The following is a 26,809-nucleotide window of genomic DNA, read 5'->3' on the forward strand; positions in this document are numbered from 1 at the left end:
TCGTTTTTAAGAGGAAGGTATTTTCATGTTCAGCCTGCTGTTTCCTTATGAATATGTGGACAGTGTGTTTTCTATCGATTACAAAAAATTATTGCAAAAAGGCTACAAAGGAATCATCTTCGATATCGATATGACGTTGGTTCCCCACGGAGCCGATTCAACAGCAGAAATAGATGCGCTGTTTAAATCCATTCAAGCTGCAGGACTGAAAACTCTTTTGTTAACCAATAACAGTGAAGAACGAGTGAAACGGTTTATCAGAAATATTGATACACTGTACCTTTGTGATGCACAAAAGCCAAATCCGGAATGTTATTTGAAAGCTGTTGAGATGATGGGCATCCGAAAAAATGAAACGCTTTTTATCGGAGACCAGATTTTTATCGACATTTACGGCGCTAATAAATGCGGCATAGCCAATATACTTGTAAAATATGTGACCGCTGAAGTAGAGACTAAAATAGGAATCCGGCGCAATCTGGAAAAAATCATTCTTGCGCTTTACAGAATCACCGGAGTTTATCAGCACCGGTTGGGAGACATTCTGAAGACGGAGCGGTAAGAAATACCGGTCAGGTGAGAAAATGTCCGGCGGGCATGCTGATGAATTAACCAGTGTTTTGTTCATTTAAAATACAGTAAAAATACAGTACGATTTTGCCTTTTCTGGCTTGAAAAACGGAGGCTGTTAGAAAATGCTTTTCTGTGAGATCCACCCGATTTGTTATGAAATTTCTTTAAAAAAGGAAATCTGCAAACGGCATATCAAGGATTATTTAAGTGATATAAAATTTGCCAAAACAAAAAGCGAAAAATGGCTGCCGAATGTGGTTACGGGCTACAGCTGCAATTTGATAAAACGGGGCAAAGGCGTTGATTTACGGCTGCAGGAAAATAAGGCCGTGAACATCCGGTTAGCCTGCGATAAAATTGACGGTCTGCTGATTCGCCCGGGCGAGATGTTTTCCTTTTGGCACACGGTAGGAAAAACGACCAAGAAAAAAGGCTATAAAGACGGACGCGTCATCATTCACAATAAATTAATTCCAGGACTGGGCGGCGGCCTTTGCAATTTGGGAAATACGATCCATTATATGGTTTTACACAGTCCCTTACAGGTTACGGAGTTCCATCATCATTCCGATGCGCTGGCTCCGGAAGAAGGGAAAAGAGTGCCGTTCAGTACCGGAACTTCTATCAGCTACAATTACATCGATTACCGTTTTATAAACAATACCGATCAGATGATCCAGCTGCATGTCTGGTGCGATGATGAAAAACTGCACGCTGAGTTACGCAGCGAAACGGAATTCCCCTGGAGGTATGCCCTGGTTGAGGAAGATCATCATTTTCAAAAAGAAGAGGAAAAGTATTTCAGGGTTTCCAAAATTTTCAGAGAGACGATTGAACGGTCAACAGGTGATGTTATAAATAAAGAACTCATTTTAGATAACCATTCGGAAGTAATGTACGATTACGACCTGATTCCAAAAGACCTGATTGACAACAGATAATTTTCAAAATGATTTGACAGACAACAGAGAGCGATTTACCCCGACAGATTTAATTGACAACAGAGTATGACCCAAATCCCAAATGTTTGATGTATCATAAACAGTAAATCGGCAGTTGAAGAAAGACGAGGATGTAATTATGGGAAACGCGCCGGAATTGATTGTCATGCTTACTCATAATGATCTCACGGTTCATAATGCATATGATATTTTTGATCAATGCAGGAACTCCAGGGCAAAATTTTGGGGGTTCAAAGAAGAACCGCTGCCTTTGGAACAAATGAAAAAGCTGTTCCGCTATATGAAGAGCTGCGGGAAAACCACGTTTCTGGAGGTAGTTGCGTACAGCGAAAAGGAATGCATAGACGGTGCAAAAAAAGCGGTTGACTGTAACTGCGATTTTCTTCTGGGCACCACGTTTTCGGATTCCATAAATGAATTTTGCAGGCTGAATCATATTAAGTACATGCCCTTTGTGGGAAAAATTACCGGCCGGCCGTCCGTTTTGGATGGCACTGTGAAAGACATGATACAGGAAGCAAAAACCTACATAGCAAAAGGAGTTTACGGTATTGATCTGTTAGGGTACAGATATACGGGCGACGCAACACGCCTGAACCGGGAATTCGTTGCCAGTGTCCATGCGCCGGTTTGTATTGCCGGCAGCGTCAACAGTTATGAACGATTAACGGAGCTTAAATCCATTGCGCCCTGGGCCTTTACCATTGGCGGAGCTTTTTTTGAGAATAAGTTTGACGGCTCGTTTCAAGAGCAGATTGATAAAGTGTGCGAATATGTAAATCAGTAAATTTTACCTCAAAAATGATAAATATGTTACTTTTTTCTTAGTTGCTTCTGATTGTATACACAGAACACAGAAAAACATTGACACTATTTCCGATTATCAATATAATTTCAAGCAAATAGTTACAAATATTGAAATGAAGTCCTTTATGAATGTGCATAAGGGTACAAGACAAAAACTTGTTGTAACTATAGAAGGGCGAGGGGGGGAAAATTATGAAATTCATGAAAAAAATGTCTGGCGTTTTAGTAGCAGCGGTTCTGTTGGCAGCGATGACTGCAGGCTGCGGCGGTGGCGGCGGCGCCAAGAAACCGGCGGATAACAAAGCGGCGGCTGCGGAAGCGTTGATCGGCGCCAACTATGAATTGACCGGTAATGTGGCCAGCTATGGGCAGGCAGCTCTGGCCGGCGGCAAAATGGCGGTTGACGAGATCAACAAAGCCGGCGGCATCAATGGCAAAAAACTGCGTATCGTAGAAGCAGACAATAAATCGGAACCTTCCGAGTCCGGTAATGCTGCAACTAAACTGATTTCCCAGAATAAACTGATCGGCATCGTCGGCCCGGCTACCAGCGGCTGCACCATGGCTGCGGAACCGATTGTTACCGCCAGTAAACTGCCGGTAGTAGCTCCGACCGCTACGGCGGAAAGCATCACCGTAGGCAAAGACGGAAAGACCCGTCAGTTTGTATTCCGCGCCTGCTTTATCGACCCGTTCCAGGGCAAGGTAATGGCAGCCTTTGCCAACCAGAAACTGAAAGTGAAGACCGTAGCGATTTACCGCGATAACTCCAGCGATTACTCCAAGGGTCTGGCTGAAGCATTTAAGAAGAACTTTGAAGCAGCCGGCGGCAAAATCGTTGCCGAAGAAGCTTATCTGGCCAAAGACATGGACTTCAAAGCCGGTCTGACCAAACTGAAAGCAACCAATCCGGAAGCGATTTATGTACCCGGTTACTATGAAGAAGTCGGCAAGATCGTAAAACAGGCCCGTGAAATCGGTCTGGAAGTTCCCATGATGGGCGGCGACGGCTGGGACAGCCCGAAGCTAATCGAAATCGCAGGCAAAGCTGCGCTGAACAAGACCTACTACAGCAGCGCATACAGTGCGGATGATACCGATCCTTCCACCCAGAAGTTCATCAAAGCGTTCAAAGAAAAATATCAGAAGGATCCGGACTTCTTCTCCATGATGGGTTACAACACCGTTGTGATCCTGGCCGACGCTTACAAACGTGCCGGCAGTGAAGACGGTACCAAGATCGCCGAAGCCATGGCCAAGACGAAAGACCTGCCGGTTGCCGGCGGCAAGCTGACCTATGATGACAAGCACAACCCGATTGTTCCTGCGCTGATCATCGAAGTAAAAGACGGCAAACCTACTTTTGTTGACAAGATTGCTTTCTGATCATTAAAAATCATAAAAAGTTCCTGCGGCTTTTGCTGCGGGAACTTTTTTAACTTGCGTATCGTTTGATAAAACAGTGGACTGCGGCAGATTGTTGCGGTCCTTTACTATTTGCGGTATTGATTATTTTTGTGTTGCGTGCTATTCTAAAAATATATTATAAACAGAAAACAGGTGAACTGTATGGATCAACAAATAGATAAGAAAGAACGTGACATTTGGGAGTATATTATACCGGGCGGCCTGCTTTTTCTTTCCTATGTGCTGTTGTACTATCTGCCTCAGGCTGAGTCGTGGAAATTCTGGGTCGTGTTTGTCATATCTGTATTCGTGTTTTGTGTAGGCTATTTCAGACTGCTGGAATCGTTACCGAAAGCTACGTCACAGACCGGGTCAGCCATCAAAACCCTGATACCGATGATCCTTGGTATGGGGATGTTCATTTTTGGTTTACACTATGTTTATATTGATAATGGCAGTATAAAAAGTCTGGCGGCAGTCACGTTGCTGCTGATAGAAAGCATGGTCATGTGCGGTGCGGTCAGCAGCAGCGATACGGGAACCGGTCAGCTTCCCAGAGCTCTTTTTTGGGTGCTTATCGTGGGCATGGCCGTTGCCGGTGTATGGTTTTTTGTTCAGGAAATTACCGCTGAAACCCAGGACAGCTATGGGCGTGTAGAGGTGGCAACGATGCTTTGGATTGCTGCCGGCGCCTGGTGGTATAGTATGCCGGTTGACTTGGACAGTACAACTAACATACGGAGAAAGAAAAATAAAAAATAGTAGTGGAAATTAATCCCTTCCGCAATATATGGTAGCGCAAACCGATATCCAGCAGTCGGTTTGCGCTTGTTGTAATTTTGTGATAAAATTATTCCACTGTCGGAGGAATATAATATGAAGAAAAAAACAAATGACAAAATAGTTCCCAAATTGCTGAAAGGTCTCACAGGGATTCTATTCGCTGTAAGCACTTTTTTTATACTGCCGGGTCTGTTGTATGCCGAAGAGCCCGGGCCTTTTATGCCCCAGGAGCAGGTCTTTTTGGATCCCAGCCAGGTAGAAGCGGCAAAGAAACAATTAGAAGATGACGCAGCCGGTAAATCCGGCCCGCGGACGAAAAACGTGGAGGTCGTGTCCGGAGACAGGGTGATTGCGGATGTAAAGGTCGTTGAGCAGGATAACAAGACGAAGGCGCCGGCAACAGACACTGTTTCGGAAACGAAAAAAACGGAAGATAGTAACAAGGCGACGGGCCTCCCTGCAAAAGTTGGGACAGAAAAACCTGTACCGGCCATGAAACAAGAAGGTAAAGAAACAAAAACGGAAACCGTGCAGCCTCAGAAACCGGTTCAGGAAAAAGCAGAAACATCGAAAACTGCAGAGGCAAAAGTTACGCAGCCTGATACCAAACCCGGTGTGACTGCTGCAGAAAACAAAAATGAGACTGCAACTTCCCAGGCACAGCCCGTTTTGCAGCATAAACCTGTACGCCTGAGCCGTTTTGGCGTAGCCAAGGAGTTTACGACGCATAACACAACGGTGGGTGCAGTGTTACAGGAAATGGCAGTCAATCTGGATGGCCGTACGGTGTATCCTCCGTTGGAAACAAAAATCACGGACGGCCTGGTCATCCACGTGTTGGCACGGAAATCTTTCCTTTCGAAGGAAGAGGTGGAAGTACCCTTCGGGACAAAGGTGATTGAAGATCCTGAGCTGGAATTTGGCACGAAAAAAGTGGAAAAAGAAGGCGTAAAGGGAAAAGATCTGGTTATTTACGAAAACATTACCCGTCCCGGCCGCGAGCAAAAGATTGAGCTGGACCGTCGGCGTATTGCTAATCCTGTAAATGAAATTGTGCGGAAGGGTGTGGCGCAGTCTGTCCTGACTCCTAACGGATATGTGAAATATAAAAAAGTAATTTACGGCGAAGCAACGGCTTACACCTGGGGCGGCGGTGCTTCCGGGACGACTTCCATTGGACTGTGGCCCAAACGGGGTATCGTAGCGGTAGATCCACGTCAGATTCCTTATTACACCAAGCTATATATTCCCGGCTACGGCATGGCCATCGCGGGGGACACGGGCGGCGCTATTGTAGGAAACCGCATCGACCTGTTCATGGACTCCCTGTATGAATGTTATCAGTGGGGGCGCCGCGACGTGGAGATTTATATTCTGGAATAAATCACTGTTTTACTTTTTTAAAATTATGCAGTCAGGAAAAGAATTCGCAAAACCGTACAACATGTTTTGCTCGTGTCTTTTCCTGACTTAAGGAAACGCTGATTAATTCGTCTGCACGCTGACAGGTGCTTTTTGTGACTGACTGCGTCAATGTCCCTCAACACAGCTACGGCTGCGCCTTCGGGCCATTTCCTTGTCAGTCGCAAAAAGCCCTCGGTCATCGCACAAACTCATTTAATCAGCGTCTCCTTATGAATTATAAAGATTTCATGAGGAACTCATATTGCTAAAAGAAGTAATAATCGTTGAAGGAAAAATGGATACGGTGGCGGTGAAGCGGGCGTTGGAATGCGACACCATTGAAACCGGCGGCTTCGCCCTTAACTCCCATACATTAAAGAAGATTGAAGCGGCGTACAAAAAGCGGGGCATCATTATCCTCACAGACCCGGACGGTTCCGGGGAACGGATCCGCAAGTTTCTGACAGAGCGTTTTCCGGATGCAGGGCAGGCCTTTGTGCCCAAAAAAGACGCGCGGGTGCCCGATGATGTGGGCATCGAGCAGGCGAAACCGGAAGCCATTCTGCTGGCGCTGAGCAAAGTGCACCATCATGAATATAATCCGGAACCGGTATTCAGTGTGGCAGACTTGCGTGACAACGGACTGTCCGGCAGTGCGGATGCCAGTCGCAAGCGGGATCTGCTGGGGGCTGAACTGGGCATCGGGTACGGTACGGCCAAAGCGTTTTTGCGTCGGTTGAATACGTATGGGATTACAAGAGAAGAGTTCGCAGCTGCTCTGAAAAAAGTGGAAGAAGAATGAGGCACACATGGAAGACATTCAACCTATTATCGCCCGGCGGGAAGTAACAACGCGCATCCTGCAGGCATTTCATTTAAAAGCGGATAAGAATCTGGGGCAGAACTTTCTTGTAGAAGAGTCTGTGGTGAACCGCATTGCCAAGGCAACGGAGCTGGCTCCGGAGGATACGGTGCTGGAAATCGGTCCCGGTATCGGCACCCTGACCCAGGCTCTGGCCATGACAGGTGCGTCAGTGGTGTCTGTGGAACTGGACAAACGGCTGATTCCGGTGCTGCAGGAAACGGTGGGCGTTTATAAAAATGTCCGCATCGTGCAGGGGGATATTTTAAAAGTAGATATTTTAAAAGTTGTTGAGGAAACACGGGCCCTTTGCGAAAATGCAAAGCGCAGTGACCGCATCGTTGCAACTGAAAATGCTGCGCAGGAATTTGCAGATGACGCAGCATTGACAACTGCGGGCAGTGCAGAGTGTTCTGTAAACAATAATAACAGTACAGCACCGTTCAAAGTCTGCGCTAATCTTCCTTATTACATTACGACGCCCATCATCATGTATCTGTTGGAGCAGAAACTTCCGCTGGAACGGCTGGTGGTGATGGTGCAGAAGGAAGTGGCGGAACGGATGATAGCCAAACCCGGGGGCCGGGACTACGGCGCTATCTCCGTAGCTATGCAGTATTATACGGAGCCAAAGATTGCTTTCGTTGTGAAAGCGGGTTCTTTTTTGCCGGCGCCCAAAGTGGACAGCGCGGTGTTGGTCTGCAAACGCAGAACCATTCCGCCGGTGGATGTGCCTGATGAAAAAATTTTCTTTAAAGTGGTGGCGGCAGCCTTCTCCGTACGCCGCAAAATGCTGACCAACAGTTTAAAAAATATGGGCGGCCTCACCGGTGAACAGGTAAAAGCCTGGCTGGACCGGGCCGGTATTGACGGAACACGCAGAGCGGAGACATTAAGTCTGGAAGAATTTGCTGCATTGGCAAGAACATGGGAAAAGAATTAAGGAGATGCTGATTAATCAGCGTTTCCTTAATCAGCGTCTCCTTAAATAGATTTGTGAATAGTTCAGGAATAAAAAAGGTTTTTCAAATATAAAAACGAAAGCTTGTGTTGCATTAACAACAGCATAAGGATAACAGAACGAAAATTTCAGAAATGGTAGAGGGGAATAGACGATGGCAGCCAAAAAACCGATTATCGCATTAATGTATGATTTTGATAAGACCTTATGCACCACGGATATGCAGGCTTACACCTTCATTCCGAACCTGGGCATGTCTGCTGATGCCTTTTGGAAAAAAGCGTCTGACCTGGCAGAAAATAAAAAGATGGACCGCATCCTGGCCTATATGTATCTGATGCTGGATGAAGCCCATATTCACAGGCAGCCCATCCGCCGCAGCGACTTTGTGGCGCTGGGCAAAGACTTGAAGCTGTACGACGGTGTGGAAGGATGGTTCGGTCGCATCAACCAGTTCGGTAAGGAGCAGGGTGTAGTTATTAAACACTACATTATTTCCTCCGGTCTGCGGGAAATCATTGAAGGTTCTTCTATTTTCAAAGAGTTTGACGATGTGTTTGCCGGCGAGTTCCTCTACGATGAAAACGGCGTGGCCTGCTGGCCGAAAAATGTGGTGAATTACACTACCAAGACGCAGTTTCTGTTCCGCATCAACAAGGGAGTGTTGAACCTTTCCAACGATGACGACCTGAACCGGTTCAAACCGGAGGAAGACCGGCCCGTTCCTTTCCGCAACATGATTTACATCGGCGACGGATTAACAGACGTGCCATGCATGAAGCTGGTAAAGGTGAACGGCGGCTACTCTATCGCGGTGTATCAGGCAGGCAAGCGCAATAAAGTGAAAGATCTGATCAAAGACCAGCGGGTGAACTTTATTGAGCCGACGGATTACAGCGAGAATTCCCAACTGGATATCATTGTAAAAGACATTATCCGCAATATGGCCAGCGTGGAAAGATTAAAAGCACACACCAAGGCGCAGCTGGCAGGGGTAAATAAATAATAATGTGGAAAGGGTGGTGTACCGTAGTGGTTTTATGCTTTGGGCAGACCGCCAGTTGCAAAGAAGGAAGACAAGAAAACAAAAATGATTTTTATGCAAATTTTCTTATACAGGAACCCTTATTTTATGTAAATTTTTCTTGACGAGCACCCTTATTTTATGCATACTATAATCAGAAGTAATGCAGAAGCATGTACGGAAGGGTGATATTATGCTGCTACGTCGAAAGATTTACGATAAACTGTTGGAGTGGAAAAACCAAAGAAAGAAAGATCGAATAAAAAAATGCCTGCTTATTAAAGGCGCCCGCCAGGTTGGCAAGTCCTATATCGTGCAGGAATTTGGGAAATCAGAGTACGCTTCTTTTATAAATATTGATTTTTACCGTCAGCCGGATCTGAAGGGTATTTTTGACGGAGAGATGACTGCAGAAGAAGTCATGAAACGCCTGACTGCGTACATGCCGGGCGTTACGCTGATTCCGGGCGATACGCTGATTTTTCTGGATGAGATCCAGTGCTGTGGAAATGCGCGGACTGCAATAAAATTTCTTGCGGAAGATATGCGTTATGATGTAATTTCATCCGGTTCTTTAATGGGCCTGACGTATGGAGAGGATGACGATGAATCCGTTGAAGTGCCGGCATCTGTTCCAGTAGGTTATGAATCCCAGATTATGATGTACTCGCTGGATTTTGAAGAATTCCTGTGGGCGTACGGTTATGACGAAAAAGCTACGGATGTTTTGCGTTCTTATTATGAAACCGGTGAAACGATACCGGAAGCTGTACATATCAAATACGAAAATCTCTTCCGTGAGTTTATAGTGGTGGGCGGTATGCCGGAAGTTGTTGCGGATTTTTCTGTACATAAAGACTTCAACCGGGTGGACAGGATACAAAATGATATCCTTGCGGAATACAGGGACGATATTGCGAAGCATGCAAAGGGAAAAGAAAAGCAACTCGTCCGTATGTGTTATGACGCAGTACCTAAACAGCTTGCCAAAGAACTGAAAAAATTCCAGTACTCTACCGTTGAAAAAGGGCAGACGCGCAGAAAATTTGGAGGCAGCATACAGTGGCTGAAAGATTCCGGAATCGTGAACGCCTGTTATAACATTCGCGAACCGTATCTGCCGCTGATGGCAAACGCCAACGAAGATCAATTTAAGCTTTACATTAATGATACGGGGTTGCTCTGCTGCATGTATGGCAAGGAAACCAAGCTGGCAGTGCTGAATAATACAATTAAAGGAAACGCCCGCGGCGGCATTTATGAAAACAGCATTTCCGAATGTCTTCTCAAACGTGGCTATACGTTGTATTATTACAAGCCTGATAATGAGCATGAAGTGGAGTTCCTGATTGAAGAAAAAGGTGAGGTTGTGCCGGTGGAGGTGAAGGCGGGAAACAACGCTTCTCCATCCTTGAACAATTTTATTAAATTATTTTCGCCTTCCGTTGCGTTCAAACTGATTGGCGGACGAAACGGAAAAGACGGTGCTAAGGAAACGTTGCCGCATTATATGGTGATGTTTTTGTAAAGCGAGTAAAATCTCCACCAGGATATCATCCTGCACATGGCCAGCGTGGCAAGGATTCTGCCTTTATAGACATAAGAGTTAGGGGAACCAGACGCCAGCATCCATACGGGTTGGCGGTTCTAAAGTGTTCGTAAATACGACCAGGTGAGTGGAGAAAAGTTTATTATAATTGTTATATAACGCTCAAATACAGTTTTTATGCTGAATTGAGTGTTTTTTATTATCATGAACAAATACTAAAATGATAATAAAATAAAAACACTTTATAAAAAATTATAAAAAAATTACAACAACCTATTGACAAACAAAAAGATATCTGTTACAATGCGTGTAGTTGAATGATAGTAATAATACAAATATCAAATTTAAATAATCGATTTAATTTAGAATAAGGGGCGGCACAATTGACTTCGTTAAAACCGCCAAAGAGGCTGTAGGCCGCTACTGTAACGAAAAGAAAAGCGAACAACTTAAAGCCATTTTAAATAATATAGTGGGAGGTGTTTAAAATGTTATATGTATGTTACTATACAGGAGCGGATAAGTATCGGTAAAGAATTAATTATTAAATAATGAATGTACAGAGATTTGTTGAAAAATAGTTGGTAGAAGCTGTTAGTAAAATTAAATAGTAAATGGAAGGAAGGTGTAGTTATAGTGTTACAGTTGAAAAATAGACTTGTAGAAAACTCAGAAGCAATAAGAAGAGGAGATAAATTAGGATATTTGTGTGGCTATATTGAAGAGGCATGTTTTTTAAAAAAATTTAAAAAGAAATATAAAGCGAGTGAATACTCAACTGATTGGTGGTTTTTTCCAGGAAATGATAAATTTGGTAAAAATATAAATGGGAATCCGATATTTGTTGTTTTCAAAGACTTTGACGATTTAAACTGTATTGATTTAAATTTGATTCATATATTAAGAAGTGATATTTCTGATAGTAAAAAATATGCATGTATTTTAGTGATGATTGAAAACGATAAATTTTGTGTTTATGATTTAGATGTTATCGATGATAAAATAGAGAAAAAACTTATTTACTCTATCGAGTTTAATGATGTGAAGATAAATAGTTTTAAGGATACCAAATATAAAGAAATGTTGGAAAAAAGGAATACAAAGGAAGAAAAGTCTTTTAAAAATGTTCGATATTGTCGTGCAATAAAACTTATTAAGGAAAAGGGTCTTTTAGGAGGAAAAGAAGAAAAAGAATTTTTAGAAAAAAGAGCCTTACAGATCTTTAAACAAGAGTCTTTTAATAAATACCATGGGCTTATGAATAACGAGTGTGGGGCTAATTTAGATATTATTGGAAAAGACGATAAAGGAAGACTTATATATTATGAAGTGAAATTTAAACCTGTAAAATCTTGGACCGAAATTGGGGTTAATAGAGCTGAAGTTTGTGCTGCAGGTATTTTTAATGAAAAGAAAATGCTTTCAAAAAATGTTGTACTTTGTAATCTTGATAGCGAAAAAGGCGATACGCTTAATGAAGATAAGAAATGGGATATTCTTTTAAATTTATTGGAAAAAAAATCAATTGATCAACTGAGTTGGGTAGTTGCTGATTTTGATAAGTTAGAAGGTAAGGGTACTAAAAAAAGATATGATAAAGATAGAAAAAAATTTAATGATGTTAAGAATAATGAAGAATTCACTCATTTCTTTTATCCTTTAACAGAGTATGAAAATTTATAACACCTATGCTGGTACTCAGCAGGATGGCCAAGCAAGCCTACCGGCTTAAATTCAATGATCGCGACATGAGACAGAGTAATTAATTTACGGCTTGTGATGACTTCCAGGGAATTGATGAATAGCATTAGTAATGATATTGAAATTGTTGAATTGCAAAAGGCGTTTCAGAAACTGAAAGATTATTGCAACAGTAAAATTTTTGATATTGATGAGCCGGGATGGGAGGTGAGACGCGGAAAGGCATATGTAAAATATGTTTGAGAAGGGGTAATGGTTTACGCATTGTTTGCTTTTCTTCAAAGTTCCCTATTGCTGACAGAAAGCGAGGTACGCACAAAAACAAAACTTCGGCCAAATAACAGTAACAGAGATTTTAACGAAAATACTTTTTAACAATTATTGGAGGATAACAGCTGAAAACGATAACCGTTAGTCTGCAAACTCCAAATAGTAATTGTGTAAGTTAGTTTGTAATTCTCTGGATGTTATTTGGACCGAAGTTTTTTTGTGCCCTGATTGGCAATTTGTTAAGAAGAAAAAATGAAGAGAGATTAGTCGTCCGGATCTTCGTTGGTATCTTTTTCGGAAAAAACTGGTTTGTTCATTAAGTCCAGTTCGTATAAGTAAGGTTCGTAATCGTTTTCGTCAATGATCGTATCAAGCTTAAGATTTTGATGGTTATTAACCAGTTCCCAAAAGATGGGGGTAAAAGTTTCATCAAAAATATTCTTTAAATCATCTTTGATTTTTAGGTCGACATCATGCTTGGCCTGGTAGGTGCAAAAGTGCAAAGCTTTTGCATTCAATTTTTTAGCATTTTCCTTGTCTGGCGCTTCGACGTAATACAATTGGGTTTCTTTATCAAGCGAGCATTTAATATGAACTTTTTCCAAAAAAAACAATGCTTCGTTGAGATAATCAAGTTTAAAACCTGTCAGAACATTGACTGATACGCCTAATTTTAAGGCTAACCGTTTCAACATGTCAATGCTTGGTTGTGCGTTTTTTGTTTCGTAGCGGTTGTAGGTTTGCAGGCTCAGTCCCACTTCATCTGCCATTTCTGATTGGCTGAAGTGACAGCCTTCGCGCAATGCGCGAAGGCGTTCCGGGAATATTTCTGGTAAAATATCCCTTATTTCCACGCTCGAAATGGAATATTTTTCATCATTCACATAATTCCGAAAAACGGTTGGATAGAATGCTGCATAAGTCTCGTTCAGCGCTGTTTTGATGATGGAATCTGTTCGCCGCTTGGCTTCGAACACGCAGATTTTGAGTTTAGCAGTAGAAAGCTTCGTTTCTACTATGTAATTAAGAAATTCATTTATATCGATTTTATTATCCTCGGATCTTTCTGGTCCGAAGAAAATACACAAGTCATCAGTTCGGCTATCTTTTACAGACAGTAAGGCATCAGCGGGACTCAATATATTATTTTCTTTGGAAAAACAGACAAAATATGGCAAGTCGTTCAAGTCCGGATGTCCGATTTCATCGTCGGTTTTATAACGGTACAAAATGTAGGCGTCTTCGTCTTCAACTTTTTTGAAGACGATACCTGATTTATCCAAAATATCTGTCGCGATATTAATAGCAGCCGGTTTGTAACCTACCAATTCGTCTACAGTAATCTTTAATATGGAAGCCATTTTCTTTAAAGTTTCTACATCCGGCTCTGTGCCTATGCTTTCATATCGTCTGCATTTCTGAATGTCAATATGTAGCATTTCGGCAAATTCAGTCTGTTTGATCTTCAGCTTTTTGCGGAAAGCGCGCAGTCTTCCTGCAAAGTCTTTAGGGTAGGGATCCCGGATTTCTTCTATTTCCTTTATTTCAGTTCTTGTTGGCATGGTAAAGTACCTCCTTGTCTGTATTATATCATGTAAAAAGAATAAGTAAAGATGAATTTATAAAAAAAACTATAAAAAAAGGCTAAAATGTGTTGACAAGGACATGGAATCATGCTAATATAATTTTCGATGATAATAAAATTCTATAAATATAGAATTTAACTATCGTTATTATACCAGATTGAACCTTGAAAACTGAAAAGAGCCTGGCGGGGATTTCCCTGCCTACAGAAAGACCTCGCCGAAAGGTGGACACAGACAATCCGTTTTACCGATTCATTCAGTGAAGAGAAAGGATGCGATAGCATGGAAAAAATGGAAACCGCTACCAACGTACCCGCAATTCAGAACGACACCGGGATGGAAACGGCGGAGGAAAGAGAATTTGATTCAATTTTGGTTCTGCATGTAAAAGACGCAGAACAACCGATTGCTCTGGGGCTGACAAAGCTGCAGACATTTATCGTAGTCAAAAGTATCTTAAAGCAGGATGCGGATGGAAACGCCATCATGATCAGCGATGAAGAGCTGATTCGCTGCCGGGACAGGGAGAGGCCCTTGAACCACAATCTGTTTTCCATGCGTGACATGCCGGAAGCTGTATTGGCAGATTTAAAGGAGTGGGGCGTTCCGATGGAAATGCTGGAACATGTCACTTCTGTCTGCCGGACGAAGTCGCCGAGCCGCAGCGATTTGGTAAACATCCTGGCTCACTCCGATGCTTCCCCTGTGCAGCAGTATCAAAAAATGCTGCGCATGCACAACGTTACGCTGCAAATTCCGGTTCAAGTACTGGAAACTGTGGCGGACAAAGCGCTGGAACAGGAAATGGGCGCTTACGCACTTGCCAGTATTTTGGAAAAGGCGATAACGCCTGTCATGTTCCGGCTGGCAGGCAACCGCAAACGCATGACGCTGCGCCTGCAACCGGAATGCTTCACTGCCGGTAAGGCTCCAAAGCTTTTGCCCATAAAGGCAAGCTGACAATTTGGTTTTGATTTCTTAAAATTTTGCGGCGCGCCTTGTAAGAATTCCTGGAAAAGATTTGACGATGTTTCAAACGCTTCCAAACTCTTCTGAGAAAATTGCAAGAGCGTGTCCGCAATATGATTTATATTGATATTGAAATTTCAGTTTGCGAAAGGAGAATGAGGATATGTTTTATGTACCTAATGTAATTGAAAATAATTCCCACGGGGAACGATGCTATGATATTTTTTCAAGACTTCTCAATGACCGGATTATTTTCCTGATTGGGGAAATTGATGACGCTGTTGCTAATATAGTCATTGCGCAGATGTTGTTTTTGGAATCGCAGGATCCGGACAAGGATATCAACTTGTACATTAACAGTCCGGGCGGCAGTGTAACAGCCGGCATGGCTATTTACGATACTATGCAGTTTATCAAGCCGGATGTGGCTACTATCTGTGTCGGCGTGGCGGCCAGCATGGCTTCTGTTCTTCTGATGGCGGGAACCAAAGGAAAACGCTTTGCTCTTTCACATTCCGAGGTTCTGATTCACCAGCCTTTGGGTGGTACTATGGGACAGGCTTCGGATATAGAGATCCATGCAAAACACATTTTGCGCATCCGCGAAGAGATGTACAAGGTAATCATGCTTCACACGGGGCAGGCCAGGGAAAAAATAGTAGCAGATACTGACCGTGATACCTATTTGACTGCCTGCGAAGCGTTGGACTACGGCATCATCGACACCATAGTGGACAAGAGGCCGTAAAAAAGAAGGGAGGAGCATAGAAATGACAGAAAGAAAATACTTTAACGCAGCAGTACTGAAGGCTGAACTCGACGGTTATGTTCTGGGGCAGGATGAAGGAGCGCGGCGCATTGCTATGGCTGTGTCTTCCCATCTGTACCGTATTTTCGCACATGAACATAACAAAGATTCCCGTATCCGCAAGGACAACGTGTTACTGGCTGGGCCTACCGGTTGCGGCAAGACGGAGACCTTCCGCGTTCTGCAACGGCTGGAAGAAAAGCTGGGAATACCGGTCATCATGCGCAATGCGCCGGATTATACGCCAAACGACAGCTGGAAAGGAGAAAAAGACCTGACCTGGTTGATCCGGGACTTATGTAAAGAAGCATTAGACCTTTACCGTAAGCTGCATCACATGCCCCGCACGGAAGAAGATTTCAGGGAAGTCTGTCGCATGGCGTCAAATGGTATCATTCTGCTGGACGAATTTGACAAGATGCGTATTATTGAGCAGGGGAACACAGTAATTTTTTGCAGGGATTATCAGGCTGCGCTTTTGAAAATGACAGAGGGGAGCGAGTATCCCGCAGGAAGCGTAAAACTTAAAAATCATAATACCGGGGATGGAGACGACGGTGGTTATGAGCTGAAAGTAGATACTGGCAGCGTAATGTTTGTTTTCCTTGGCGCTTTCGATGGCATGGAAAGAATTACACGACGTCGGCTTTTATTGGCAAGGCAGAAAGAAGAAGATAAGGAAGCCGAGGTCAAGGAAAATGTTACTGGCGGTATTGGTTTCACTGCGGAAATCAAATCGGTTGCCAACAAAACCGATTCCACTGAAAAAGAAGAATTGCCTCCTGGTACGGATCTCACGCCCAACCTCGAAGATATGATTGAATACGGCATCCTGCGTGAATTGGCCGGACGCATCGCCATCCGGGTCAATTACAAGGCGCTGTCTGTTGCCAACATTATAAAAATTATGAAAGAATGCAAAACATCTGTATTCTTTGAGTATCAGGAACGTTTTGAAAATATGGGGCACAGACTGATTCTTGACAATGCTGCGTTCAGGGAGATTGCCCGTATGGCGGTAGAAAGAAAAACCGGTGCGCGAGGTCTCGCCAATATTTTCAATGACCTTTTGTCTCCGACAATGTATGTGCTTTCCGGTACTGCGGAACCTACAGAATGCCTATTGCGGGGATGCGACATTAAAAGCAAACGTCCGCCTCAGTTACGGAAACTGAATAAGAGCTGTGTAAAAAGAGGAGGCGCCCTTGGTTAACGACAAAAAAAGTAAGCGGGAAGGAAAAAGAAAACGGGGCGGCTGGCGGCCCCGCGCGGGACGAAAACCATCTCAAGTGGTACGCCGGCACAAGACCTTTTGGGTCAGCGATGAAGAAGAAAAGAAAATTACGGAATACTTGCTGAGTAACCGTATCAACGACCCGGTAGATGAGGAAACTTAATAGAATCGTAATTAGCGGTCATAAGAGCGGGAAGTCTATGCGGGGCTTTCTGCTCTTATCCATCTTTGATTTTGGTATACGCCAAATATTGTTTTTACAAAGGAGTCGTAAGTTAGAAATCTTTTTTGCAATTATAAAAGGTGATATATGTCGATAGAGGGAGATTGACCACGATGGTATCAAGAGGAAATCGTAAACGATCCATGTTAAAAGCGTTGCGTCCCATAAAGTTTGGACGGTATGGTAATGGATACAGTGTTATGAAACATATGACATGGCTTTGGCAGCTGCCATATTCCAAACAATTGAGAGAAGTTTCGTTGATGATAAACAAACTGCTTTTCCTTGGTTACAAATTGACACCAGAGGAACTGGCTATCATAGCCCGTGTTATGCGTAAGGGAAATGATATGTTTTTTGCTTGGTTCGAGTCTGGCGAGTATGTGCCGACAGAGCGTGATTTATTAAAAATTGAGGGGAAATTGCCGATTCTGTCAAAGGCGTATCTGTTCAGATTTGAAAAGCATATAAATGGAATGGTGCAAAAATACGGAAAAAAAGAATATAACAACAAGTTCAACCGGGGCCTGGAACATATTGCGAAGCAACTGGAAGCCCGTGGCGTCAACATGCATATGAAACCGGTTGAAAGCATATCGCCAATAGAATTCTCAGAAGAAGAGATGCGAGGGCATGAGTAAGAATCAAAGGTTATTTGTGAGATGGAAACCACGAGCAGTGTTTCAGTTTTCTGCCCCAGGTGTGGAAAAGTTCCGGAAGTACAGATTATCGGAAAATACCAGGAACGGGCGCAGGCGCGTTGCGCGTGCGGGTATGTACATGCACTGGAATTGGGGATTTAGAAATTTTGAAAGATTTCAACCGTTGTCGGGCAGGCATAGGATTTTTTATGAAAGTAGGTGTGCAACTTGATTTACTTTACTTCCGATTAAAATTTCTATAACTACCCAAAAAATAAGGTTATAGAAATTTTGTTATTGAAAATTCCAAAGTGAGTTGATATAATTAGTGTAAAGTTTCTATAACACTTGTAAAAAACAAGTTAAAGAAATTTTAGCTTAAAGGATGTAGGTTAACAAAGGGGATTTGCCATGATAGGACGTGCGGAAGAAAGGATGTTACTCAAGTCTTTGTTAGATGAGGAGGAACCGCAGTTTGTTGCGGTTTACGGAAGAAGACGTATCGGAAAAACGTATCTTGTAAGAGAGAGTTTTAATCACCAATTTACTTTTCAGCATACAGGTATAAGCAACCTGTCTGTTAAAAACGAATCAAGAAGACAGGCTCAGTTGGATAAATTTAAAGAATCTTTGGAAGAGGCCGGGTATAAATGCAAGGAAAGGCTGTGTTCATGGAACGAAGCCTTCAATTGCCTGAAGGAAGTCATTACAAGGTCAGACGAGAAGAAAAAGGTAATTTTTATTGATGAACTGTCTTGGATGGACACAAGGGACAGCGGTCTGATTGCGGCGTTGGAAAGTTTTTGGAATGGTTGGGCAACGGCAAGGAAAGAAAAAGATATTGTACTGATTGTCTGCGCCTCTGCTACATATTGGATGATGGATAATATTGTGAATGGCAGGGGCGGATTGCATAACCGTTTAACAGGACAGATACACCTAAAACCGTTTACCCTTCATGAGTGCGAGGAATTCTTGCAGTCGCGTAATATCATTTTTTCACGCCACCAGATTCTTCAATGTTACATGATTATGGGCGGAGTGCCATACTATTGGAGTCTTCTTAAAAAAGGGAAAAGCCTTCCGCAAAACATTGATGAATTGTTCTTTAAGGATAATGCACCGTTGAGAAATGAATATGACAATTTATACAGGGCCTTGTTTAACAAACCGGAGCAATATATAAAGATTGTTGAGGCGCTCGCCATCAAAAAGAAAGGGTTGACCCAGGAGGAAATCAGTGGGATTGCCAAAATAGCCCGTTCTGGCGATTTGTCCAAAAAACTGTCTGAACTGGAAAACTGCGGTTTCATCCGGGTATATGTGCCTTTCGGATATAAGCAGCGTAATCTTGTTTATCAGTTAATGGATAATTACACTTTGTTCTATCATAAGTTTTTGAAAAATAAATCGTATGACGAGAAGGAATGGCAGAATCTGAGCAATACGCCGGTTGTGAATGCCTGGAGCGGAACGGCTTTCGAACGGGTATGCCTTGCGCATGTTGCGCAGATTAAAGCGGCGCTTGGGATTTCCGGAGTCTATACTGAGGTTAGTACCTGGCAGTGTCTTCCTGATTCGGATGCAGGGATTTTCGGTTCGCAGATTGACCTGCTGATTGTCCGGAAAGATCAGGTGATTAATCTGTGTGAAATGAAATACTCAGAAGCGGATTATATTGTTAATGCCCAATTTGTCCGGGATCAAAAACGCAAGATTTCTGATTTCAAGCTTAAGACAGGAACTAAATACGCAATTCATTCTACCTTGATAACAACGTATGGAGTTGCCAAAAATCCGTATGCCGGAGAACTCCAGGCGGTTATTACTGCGGAGGATCTGTTCCGCTAACCGGCGAAATAGAAATTTGCTTTTCGGACAGAGATGAAAAACGAATTATGATATAGTTTTTCCGTAAAGGAGTAACAGGTAATTTTTATGAGCTACAGCTTTGAAGAATTTAATGCTATTTCAAAAAACTCAAATGTATTGAAACTGCTTAACAAAAGTGAAGTTTTGTATTTTTTTCGCAGGGAGTTTATTGATACTAATTTGGAAGTTGTTCCTGAAGTGGAGTTGATACGCCATTGGACAAGCTATCAGTCTAAATTTTTGGAAACAACAGTTAAATCTGCAGATGAATACATTAATGAGTGGATTGGGCAATTTTGGCTGGAACGTTCGCGTGATCCGGTTGATGGAGTTTCAAAATGCAAGCTGTTGCCAGAAGCCCGTAAGGCTATTAACATCATGGACGATTTGATGGTCGGCCGTATGGATGTCAACCAAGCAGTCATAGCAGCCTCTGCGTTTGAGACCATTATGGAAAAAGTGGATTTGATCGTCGGAACTAACCGGAAAACAGTAGAAGAACAAATCGCCTATTTTGACAGTCAAATTGAAAGATTACGAATAGAACTAAAAAAACTCCAGGGGAAAAAAGCAATTTTGAAGCGGGGCGGTACTGTAGAAATAATGGGACCTGCGAAAACCAAAGAACAGTTTCTTATGGTTATTCGTCTATTAAAAGGGCTTCCGGTTGACGTATCTGTCATAGCCAGGAATCTCCATGATTTGTATGTCCGGTTATACGATAGAATTCAGAATGATGAATCAACCAAAGGCGAAATTATGGATGCGTGGATTGAAGGACGGACAGAAATCGAACAGACTATGCAGGGACAGACTTTCAAAACATTTTTTGAGTTTATTTCGGATGATGACCGTGTACGCAAACTAATTGAGGACCTGCGTTCATTGCAAAAAAATCCGTATTTGCATGAGGAAGCAAAGAAAGAAAAACCGTGGATTTTATTGCGGGGAGTGAGAGAATCTGCCCGTAATGCCCATGATGAAATAGACAGGATTTATAAATTGTTTACATCCTATCTGGCATCTGCTTCTTTTGAACAGGATCGGGAAATACGTAAATTATTGTCTAAAATATTATCATTACAGATGGAATTAAAGAATGACACGGATATTTCTAATGTGCGGCTGGAATTAGCAGGTACTAAAGAGATTATAGGAAAACCGTTGTTGCCGTTTTCACATATTGCTGCTCCACTTGATATACAACCCAATACGGAAGAAAGTTTCATTCAACCGGTTGTTGAAACGGAAGGCGATGCGTTTTCAGTGCCAGAGCTTGTGGATGATTCGGCTAATGTATTTCAGCTGCGCAATAACCTGATGGAAATGACGAATAATGGAAAATCGGTTTTATTATCCGATGTAATTAAAAAATATCCTTTTGGTAAAGCAGGCGGGGCAGAAGATATTCTGACATATTTATCCTTGAAAGATTTTATAACGTATTCTATTGAAGGTCAGGAAGTCTGCCTGGACTTACATAACGGGTATCATAATGTAATGGAACGATTCAGTTTTGATGATGTGGATATTTCCCGAAGGAGACCAAGCGATGCAGATGTCTGAATTGGAAAAAAACGAAATTATAAGTGTTGAAACAGAAGAAGAACAGATTGCATCTGTTTCAAATAACGGATTGACACATGATGATAAATTACGGCAGATAATACAGTTTCTGTGGCGTAAAGGGCATGTTGCGCGTCATTCCCAAAAGGCGTTATTTGACTTTGCTTATGAAAATTTAAATGAAATGGATAAAATTCTACGTTATTTTGGTGTGCGGGTTGATTACAATGCTGACGCACAGGAAATATATCTCTGTGCCGTTGACGGGCCGTCCTTATTATCCAGGACGCCTTATACCCGTAGCCGGTCTGTTCTCATTATTTTACTGGCCAACCGTTTATGGCAGCATAAATCCGTAGTTGACCTTGTGACCATTAACAAATCAGATGTTTTTGAGGAATATAAATTATACATGTTGAATTCGGCTGACCTAAATAAAGTTGAAAACAACTTTAAGTTGGCTTGGGCCTTTTGTGAGAACAGTGATTTTATTGTACCTTCTCCGGATAATGAGGAAGTATATTTTATTTCACAGTATTTAAAATGCCGTGTGACCGCCAATGATTTGGTTAACTATATGGAAGAATTGCAAAAGATCTCTGATAGCAGGAAAAAAGTGGAGGATTAATAAACTATGCAAGGCAATTTGCTTTTTTCGCCTGACGAAAATTTCCCCGGTATGCGTTTGCAACGGTTTGAATTATTAAACTGGGGCGGATTTGACGGCGCGCCGGTAACCTTGGATTTTGATGGGAAATCTTTGTTGTTGGCCGGATTAAACCGATCCGGCAAAACCACCATACTTGATGGTATGGCAACCTTGTATGCGGTTGATCCGCGCTATAATCAGTCGGCGGAGAACGGTACAAATGATAAAGGACGTACAATCAGTACATACGTAATAGGAAAATATGGCGAGGAACGGGAAGAAAAGTTTGGCGGGACGATATCGCAGACCTTGCGCAGCCGGAACACGATTTCAATTTTGTTGGGATATTATGCAGATTCAACGGGTAACTGTTATACGGTCGGTCAGTATTTTTGGTTTACTGGAAAACTTGATAAAAAGAATCCGGAGCGGGAATACTTTATTGCGCCGGGCAATTATAACATTGGTCGTGATATTTTACTGCTTGACAGCGTTGGGCAGGGAAAGCGATTTAATATTGATGAAGTAAAAAAGAATATTAAAAGAATTCCAGATGTAGAAATTTACCGGTATTTTGATTCAAAAAAAGAAAAATGTTATTCAGAGCGTTTTATGCAAGTCTTAGGCATAACCTCCCGGCAAGGATTTGATTTCATTGCCAAAACAATTTCCGTTCGCGGTATCAATGATATTAACAAATTTATTTGTGAGAGGCTGCCTCCCAGGGATTTTGGCAAGGTGTTGACGGATCTTTTAGATAAGAGCAGGGCTGTTCAGGAGGTTGCCCGCATAATACGGGAAAATGAGGATCGTATCAGCGTCCTTACTCCGTTAGTGAATGAAAAAGGGGAAGCCTATAAAAGGCAAAAATCTGATGAAGCGGCTCTTTTGGAATTAAAGAAGTATGCTCCCGACTGGCTGAAGATGCGGCATTATCAGATAGCCAAAGACGATTTGGAAAAAGTGGAAAACGTATTGGAAACAGTTTCGTATGATATTGAAAGAACAGAAAAAGATTTGCAGGTAAAGCGTGAAGAACGCGATACGTTATTAGACCGGAAACGGGACAATGGCGGAGAATTGGAACTGAAATACAGGGAAGATATCCGCTTTTTGAATAGCGAGAAGGAACATGTATCTTTTAATCGCAATCAGTATGAACGTAATTTGCATGTGTTAAATAAAGAAATGCCGGCAGGCGAAGAAGAGTTTCAGAGCATTTCTCAAGATGTTGTTTCCATAAAGGCCGAACAGGAAAAAAGTAAGATTGAAAAAAACCGTGAAAGCATTGATTTACGCGTTAAGATGAGAGGAAATGAAAAAGCCATTTGCGAATTAGAAGCAGATGTCCAACAATTACGCGAGCATAAAGGAAATATTGAACCAGCTTTGTTGAAGTTAAGAGATCATCTTGCCAGAAAAATTGGCGTTATGTCATCCATGTTGCCGTTTGTTGGCGAACTGATTGAAGTACCTGACAGGGAGCGTGCGTGGGAAGGCCCGATTAACAAGCTCCTTTATGGATTTGCAATTTCCATGCTTGTACCGGTTGAATTGTATAAAAATGTGGCGAAATACATTGAGGGAATGCATGGTCAACGTATTGTGTACTATAAGGTAGATGATGATGCCTGTGCTGACAGCGAAGTGATTTGTGACGACAGGACTGTTATTTGCGGTAAAATACGTATGAACGCAGAAGCCCCCATGACGAAGTGGCTTGCCGGTGAGCTGTTAAAACATTTTCCTCATCAATGTTGCATGAATATTGATGATTTTGCGAAGGAAAAGTATGCCCTGACATTGACAGGTCAGTATAAAGGCGGGCGCCGTCATGTTAAGGATGACCGCAGAAGCGTGGATGATGTTAAACACTATGTTTTGGGATTTAGCAATGAACGGAAAATCAAAGAATATGAAAAAGAAATTTCTGATTTGCGCCTGAGTAATGAAAGAATGGAACGCAGAGACAAAGGACTGGGCAGTGAAATCCGCCAATGTGAAAAGATTATAAAAAGCGCTGAGGCATTACAGCAATATAATAAGTGGGAAGAAATTGACATTGCGCCAATTAACAAACAGTTGGCTCAAAAAGAGACGTTGCTGGATGAATTGCTGCACGAGAATGATACATACAGAATCATTTGCGAGCAGATAGCAAAGACTGAGCAGGCAATTGCAAGTCTGGATTCAGCATGCAAAAATCTGTACGGTAAAAAAAGTAGTCTTTCAGAAAAAGTTGACAGGTTAAAGGCGATTATGACGGGAACGGCTGATGCTGTTATTCCGACTGAAAAACAGGAAATCGTAAGCCGGTTTATAATCAGTTATTGGAACAAGGCTGTAACTATGGCCAATTTTGATGAGTTTGCTTCTTTGATTACGGCTAAAATCAATGACAGATTAAATAAATTACAGAATGTTGATACCGGCAGTCTGGCTAAAGCAAAAGAAAATTTGGTTAAGGCAATGGAAGGCTATCTGGCAACTTTCCCTGCGGACACCAGTTTATCTGCCAACGTTGCTTTTCTGGGTGATTTTGAAGCGCGCTTGCAGGGGTTGATAAAAGATAATCTTAAAAGGAAAGATGATTATGATAACAGGTTCTTGAATGATATGTTTGATTATTTTCTTAACTTTAATAATGAAGTTACGAATGCGGAAGAAGATGTGCGTATTGCAGTGGATGAGCTGAATAAGAAACTGGGCCTTGCGCATCTCCGGGTAGAACGTGGCAAAAAAATATATGTCAGGGTGTTATGCGAACCTTCAAAAAACGGACACATTGCAAGATTCCGTGAAGAACTGAAACGTGTTACAGATGGTGCGCATAAGTCCAGGGAAGATGCTGACAAACGACGTACAAGCATTAATAATGTACTTTCGTATCTTACCAATTGTGATACTACTGCAGATCAGAAATTCAAGGAACAAATTTTGGATGTTCGGCATTGGTTTATATATTCTTTGCAATTAGTGGATGAGGATGATAAACCGGTAACATATTATCATTCTACAAGCGGAGACAGTACCGGAGGTCAGGAGTCTATTGCTTCTTTCCTTGTGATTGTAAGCCAGCTGCAAATCTTTGATACAGGAAATGCAGCGGATTCCGGTGATTCATTCCGCTTTATCATGATGGACGAGCTTTCCCGAAACGGGGATATTTTTACAGGTGATTATGTCCTCCAGTTGTTGCAACGGTTCCATATGCAGGGCGTATTTGTCACACCCGGCACAAAACTAAATATGATAAGCCCGTATGTAGGTAATATTTACCAGTGCTACCTGGACATTAATCGGCAGGGACAGACGCGTGTAAGAAAAATAACTCATAAGGTGATGGCAAATGGCAACTCCTGACTATGGTTTAACTGATATTTTACAAAAACTTGAAAAACGTGAAGCATTATACCAGGATTTAGTCAATCAAAAGAAGGATATTCTTTCCAAAAGGATTCCGGCCCCTGTTATCGTTTCTATTTCAGAATACAAAGATAAATATTTATGCTGGCATAACTTTTGGTCTCATATAGCTGAAGAGAGCAACGGTATCCAAGTTGATTTCAAATATAAGATGATGGGGCCGTTGAAAAAATGCAGAGTTCCGTATCGATTTACGGTTCGTGATGCGGACAGTGTGTTTGCGTATTTAAAGATGAAAAGCAAAAGAAACGCTTTTTTGCAAGCGTTTACCCTTATAACCAGTGAATTCCCGTGCATGACTGATTGGTGTTACCGTTACCGTGAACGACTGAGCTGCGAGACTGGCTTTACAGAGAAAGCGTTTGCTATTGCGAAATATTTCCAATCAGGGGCGATGAAAGACTGTTATATTACCAATTGGCCGATTCCCGGGGTAGATACCAAATTTCACAGAAAAAACTTTGAGATATTCCGGACCATTGCCAATGCTGTTCTTGAAATTGAGTTGGCGAACCGCGAAGAGTTTTATGCCTATTTTTCCCTGAAAGAAAGGTTGGCGGAAATTTCTGTTGGTATTATCGGAAGAGGAATTGACTTGAATGGCGGTACAAGATGCTCCGTTTCGGCTGATGAGATTGCAAGATGGGAGAAAACGCCAGAGGTGGTTTTTATTTTTGAGAATAAAGACTCAGGCAGTCAGATTGCGGATAATGTAAAATTTGACTTTCCCTGTATGGTCTTATTTGGTTCCGGTAACGCCATTTTGGATTTAAAGCATGTTCCCTGGTTGCAGAAGTGTAAGATTGTTTATTCCGGCGACATGGATAAAGATGGTTTCAAGATTTTGTCTGAATTAAGGAACGTGTTCCCTGCGATTAAAAGCTTTATGATGAACATTGAAGATTTTAGGCGGTTTGAAGACCTTGCGGGGAAAGACCGTCCGGGAGACGTTTCGGTGTATGATAATTTAACTTCAGAAGAAGCGGAATGTTTTTCGTATATTACTGAAAAGGGATTGCGTCTTGAACAGGAAAGATTTTTGGATAAAGTGATTGGCAATTTTAGTATGAAGTGGAGAAGGAATCGTTGAAACTGCTGGAGGTCGAAGATGCAAGGTGGCTGCCTAAGGATAAGCTGTACAGTGTTCCGTGGCTGCCTGCGGATATGACTCTGGTTGCAGAAATAAAAAAACAGATGAAGTAGAGATGCATAGCCTTTAAATAAATACAATTTGTTCTTAAAATAGAAGAAAGAAAGAAGAAAATTACAAAATAAAATCAATTTTTGAATAGATAATCAAAATACCGAAATAATCTATTGACAAGAAAGCTTGCTTGTGGTAGTATGTACACGTGTTGAAAACAAATATTGGCGGAAGACTTCGGATCAGGTTATACCGAAAGCTTCAGGTTATGTTTCTGCATCCGGCTGGTGACCGGATGGGTGCGTCGAGCGTTACATTTCAAAGTTCAATCAGTCATTATTTCAGAGATGTAGTTTGGAGCCTTAGAGGTACGGCTTGAGCCGAAGTC

The 26,809-nt window shown here is 42.2% G+C and carries 22 protein-coding genes; 21 read left to right on the top strand and 1 reads right to left on the bottom strand.

Translation table 11 applies throughout. The annotated features are described in order from the left end of the window. Window positions 1-25: 25 nt before the first annotated feature. The 11 genes from QZV31_RS06195 to QZV31_RS06245 all read left to right on the top strand — a co-directional run bounded on the left by QZV31_RS06195 (window position 26) and on the right by QZV31_RS06245 (window position 12,015). Window positions 26-562: an HAD-IIIA family hydrolase gene (locus QZV31_RS06195; protein ID WP_093730917.1), complete on the top strand. Its 537-nt coding sequence runs from the start codon at window positions 26-28 to the stop codon at window positions 560-562. Between the two features lie 133 nt (window positions 563-695). Further along, a complete protein-coding gene (locus QZV31_RS06200) occupies window positions 696-1,514 on the top strand; it encodes a VanW family protein (protein ID WP_295359106.1) in 819 nt (272 codons plus the stop codon). Between the two features lie 139 nt (window positions 1,515-1,653). Then, the gene (locus QZV31_RS06205; protein WP_295359108.1) at window positions 1,654-2,322 is read left to right on the top strand and encodes a hypothetical protein; all 669 of its coding nucleotides are present in this window, start codon (window positions 1,654-1,656) and stop codon (window positions 2,320-2,322) included. Window positions 2,323-2,534: 212 nt separating this feature from the next. After that, on the top strand, window positions 2,535-3,728 hold the full coding sequence (locus tag QZV31_RS06210) for an ABC transporter substrate-binding protein (protein WP_093730884.1): 1,194 nt from the start codon (window positions 2,535-2,537) through the stop codon (window positions 3,726-3,728). A gap of 183 nt (window positions 3,729-3,911) precedes the next feature. Continuing rightward, window positions 3,912-4,511, top strand: coding sequence for a hypothetical protein (locus QZV31_RS06215; RefSeq protein ID WP_093730883.1), 600 nt, complete (start codon window positions 3,912-3,914; stop codon window positions 4,509-4,511). Window positions 4,512-4,625: 114 nt separating this feature from the next. Next, a complete protein-coding gene (locus QZV31_RS06220; protein WP_295359111.1) occupies window positions 4,626-5,915 on the top strand; it encodes a 3D domain-containing protein in 1,290 nt (429 codons plus the stop codon). Between the two features lie 283 nt (window positions 5,916-6,198). Next, a complete protein-coding gene (gene rnmV / locus QZV31_RS06225) occupies window positions 6,199-6,738 on the top strand; it encodes a ribonuclease M5 (RefSeq protein ID WP_295359113.1) in 540 nt (179 codons plus the stop codon). Window positions 6,739-6,745: 7 nt separating this feature from the next. After that, window positions 6,746-7,741, top strand: coding sequence for an rRNA adenine dimethyltransferase family protein (locus tag QZV31_RS06230; protein ID WP_295359115.1), 996 nt, complete (start codon window positions 6,746-6,748; stop codon window positions 7,739-7,741). A 172-nt stretch (window positions 7,742-7,913) separates the two neighbouring features. After that, window positions 7,914-8,765 carry an HAD family hydrolase gene (locus QZV31_RS06235; RefSeq protein WP_295359117.1) on the top strand — a complete coding sequence of 284 codons (852 nt, stop codon included), beginning with the start codon at window positions 7,914-7,916 and terminating at the stop codon, window positions 8,763-8,765. A gap of 211 nt (window positions 8,766-8,976) precedes the next feature. Then, a complete protein-coding gene (locus tag QZV31_RS06240; RefSeq protein WP_295359119.1) occupies window positions 8,977-10,311 on the top strand; it encodes a DUF4143 domain-containing protein in 1,335 nt (444 codons plus the stop codon). Between the two features lie 657 nt (window positions 10,312-10,968). Then, complete coding sequence (locus tag QZV31_RS06245) at window positions 10,969-12,015, top strand: hypothetical protein (RefSeq protein ID WP_295359121.1); 1,047 nt, start codon at window positions 10,969-10,971, stop codon at window positions 12,013-12,015. 551 nt (window positions 12,016-12,566) lie between these two features. Here the strand turns inward: QZV31_RS06245 and QZV31_RS06250 are convergent. After that, a complete protein-coding gene (locus QZV31_RS06250; protein ID WP_295359122.1) occupies window positions 12,567-13,865 on the bottom strand; it encodes a helix-turn-helix transcriptional regulator in 1,299 nt (432 codons plus the stop codon). Between the two features lie 306 nt (window positions 13,866-14,171). Between QZV31_RS06250 and QZV31_RS06255 the strand changes: the two genes are divergently transcribed. The 10 genes from QZV31_RS06255 to QZV31_RS06300 all read left to right on the top strand — a co-directional run bounded on the left by QZV31_RS06255 (window position 14,172) and on the right by QZV31_RS06300 (window position 26,367). Continuing rightward, entirely contained in the window at window positions 14,172-14,849 is a 678-nt protein-coding gene (locus QZV31_RS06255; RefSeq protein WP_295359124.1) for a hypothetical protein, read from the top strand. A 172-nt stretch (window positions 14,850-15,021) separates the two neighbouring features. Further along, window positions 15,022-15,606: an ATP-dependent Clp protease proteolytic subunit gene (locus QZV31_RS06260; protein ID WP_295359126.1), complete on the top strand. Its 585-nt coding sequence runs from the start codon at window positions 15,022-15,024 to the stop codon at window positions 15,604-15,606. Between the two features lie 22 nt (window positions 15,607-15,628). Further along, on the top strand, window positions 15,629-16,879 hold the full coding sequence (locus tag QZV31_RS06265; protein WP_295359128.1) for an AAA family ATPase: 1,251 nt from the start codon (window positions 15,629-15,631) through the stop codon (window positions 16,877-16,879). Then, on the top strand, window positions 16,872-17,063 hold the full coding sequence (locus QZV31_RS06270) for a hypothetical protein (protein ID WP_295359130.1): 192 nt from the start codon (window positions 16,872-16,874) through the stop codon (window positions 17,061-17,063). The genes QZV31_RS06265 and QZV31_RS06270 overlap by 8 nt, the downstream gene beginning before the upstream one ends. A 260-nt stretch (window positions 17,064-17,323) precedes the next feature. Continuing rightward, window positions 17,324-17,764 carry a hypothetical protein gene (locus tag QZV31_RS06275; RefSeq protein WP_295359132.1) on the top strand — a complete coding sequence of 147 codons (441 nt, stop codon included), beginning with the start codon at window positions 17,324-17,326 and terminating at the stop codon, window positions 17,762-17,764. A 411-nt stretch (window positions 17,765-18,175) separates the two neighbouring features. Beyond that, window positions 18,176-19,615: an ATP-binding protein gene (locus QZV31_RS06280; RefSeq protein ID WP_295359134.1), complete on the top strand. Its 1,440-nt coding sequence runs from the start codon at window positions 18,176-18,178 to the stop codon at window positions 19,613-19,615. An 87-nt stretch (window positions 19,616-19,702) separates the two neighbouring features. Further along, entirely contained in the window at window positions 19,703-21,202 is a 1,500-nt protein-coding gene (locus tag QZV31_RS06285; RefSeq protein WP_295359136.1) for a DUF3375 family protein, read from the top strand. Then, window positions 21,189-21,830: a DUF4194 domain-containing protein gene (locus tag QZV31_RS06290; protein WP_295359138.1), complete on the top strand. Its 642-nt coding sequence runs from the start codon at window positions 21,189-21,191 to the stop codon at window positions 21,828-21,830. Before QZV31_RS06285 ends, QZV31_RS06290 begins: the two co-directional genes overlap by 14 nt. Window positions 21,831-21,836: 6 nt before the next feature. Beyond that, window positions 21,837-25,214, top strand: a complete 3,378-nt coding sequence (locus QZV31_RS06295; protein WP_295359140.1) for an ATP-binding protein — start codon at window positions 21,837-21,839, stop codon at window positions 25,212-25,214. Continuing rightward, on the top strand, window positions 25,201-26,367 hold the full coding sequence (locus QZV31_RS06300; protein ID WP_295359142.1) for a Wadjet anti-phage system protein JetD domain-containing protein: 1,167 nt from the start codon (window positions 25,201-25,203) through the stop codon (window positions 26,365-26,367). Before QZV31_RS06295 ends, QZV31_RS06300 begins: the two co-directional genes overlap by 14 nt. The last annotated feature ends 442 nt before the right edge of the window (window positions 26,368-26,809 follow it).

The organism is uncultured Succiniclasticum sp. (assembly GCF_902793885.1).
Taxonomy (GTDB): Bacteria; Bacillota; Negativicutes; order Acidaminococcales; family Acidaminococcaceae; genus Succiniclasticum.

Coding starts and splice junctions, on each gene's coding strand:
- QZV31_RS06195 (WP_093730917.1), top strand. CDS start 26: ATGTTCAGCCTGCTGTTTCCTTATGAATATGTGGACAGTGTGTTTTCT.
- QZV31_RS06200 (WP_295359106.1), top strand. CDS start 696: ATGCTTTTCTGTGAGATCCACCCGATTTGTTATGAAATTTCTTTAAAA.
- QZV31_RS06205 (WP_295359108.1), top strand. CDS start 1,654: ATGGGAAACGCGCCGGAATTGATTGTCATGCTTACTCATAATGATCTC.
- QZV31_RS06210 (WP_093730884.1), top strand. CDS start 2,535: ATGAAATTCATGAAAAAAATGTCTGGCGTTTTAGTAGCAGCGGTTCTG.
- QZV31_RS06215 (WP_093730883.1), top strand. CDS start 3,912: ATGGATCAACAAATAGATAAGAAAGAACGTGACATTTGGGAGTATATT.
- QZV31_RS06220 (WP_295359111.1), top strand. CDS start 4,626: ATGAAGAAAAAAACAAATGACAAAATAGTTCCCAAATTGCTGAAAGGT.
- QZV31_RS06230 (WP_295359115.1), top strand. CDS start 6,746: ATGGAAGACATTCAACCTATTATCGCCCGGCGGGAAGTAACAACGCGC.
- QZV31_RS06235 (WP_295359117.1), top strand. CDS start 7,914: ATGGCAGCCAAAAAACCGATTATCGCATTAATGTATGATTTTGATAAG.
- QZV31_RS06240 (WP_295359119.1), top strand. CDS start 8,977: ATGCTGCTACGTCGAAAGATTTACGATAAACTGTTGGAGTGGAAAAAC.
- QZV31_RS06250 (WP_295359122.1), bottom strand. CDS start 13,865: ATGCCAACAAGAACTGAAATAAAGGAAATAGAAGAAATCCGGGATCCC.
- QZV31_RS06255 (WP_295359124.1), top strand. CDS start 14,172: ATGGAAAAAATGGAAACCGCTACCAACGTACCCGCAATTCAGAACGAC.
- QZV31_RS06260 (WP_295359126.1), top strand. CDS start 15,022: ATGTTTTATGTACCTAATGTAATTGAAAATAATTCCCACGGGGAACGA.
- QZV31_RS06265 (WP_295359128.1), top strand. CDS start 15,629: ATGACAGAAAGAAAATACTTTAACGCAGCAGTACTGAAGGCTGAACTC.
- QZV31_RS06275 (WP_295359132.1), top strand. CDS start 17,324: ATGAAACATATGACATGGCTTTGGCAGCTGCCATATTCCAAACAATTG.
- QZV31_RS06280 (WP_295359134.1), top strand. CDS start 18,176: ATGATAGGACGTGCGGAAGAAAGGATGTTACTCAAGTCTTTGTTAGAT.
- QZV31_RS06285 (WP_295359136.1), top strand. CDS start 19,703: ATGAGCTACAGCTTTGAAGAATTTAATGCTATTTCAAAAAACTCAAAT.
- QZV31_RS06290 (WP_295359138.1), top strand. CDS start 21,189: ATGCAGATGTCTGAATTGGAAAAAAACGAAATTATAAGTGTTGAAACA.
- QZV31_RS06295 (WP_295359140.1), top strand. CDS start 21,837: ATGCAAGGCAATTTGCTTTTTTCGCCTGACGAAAATTTCCCCGGTATG.
- QZV31_RS06300 (WP_295359142.1), top strand. CDS start 25,201: ATGGCAACTCCTGACTATGGTTTAACTGATATTTTACAAAAACTTGAA.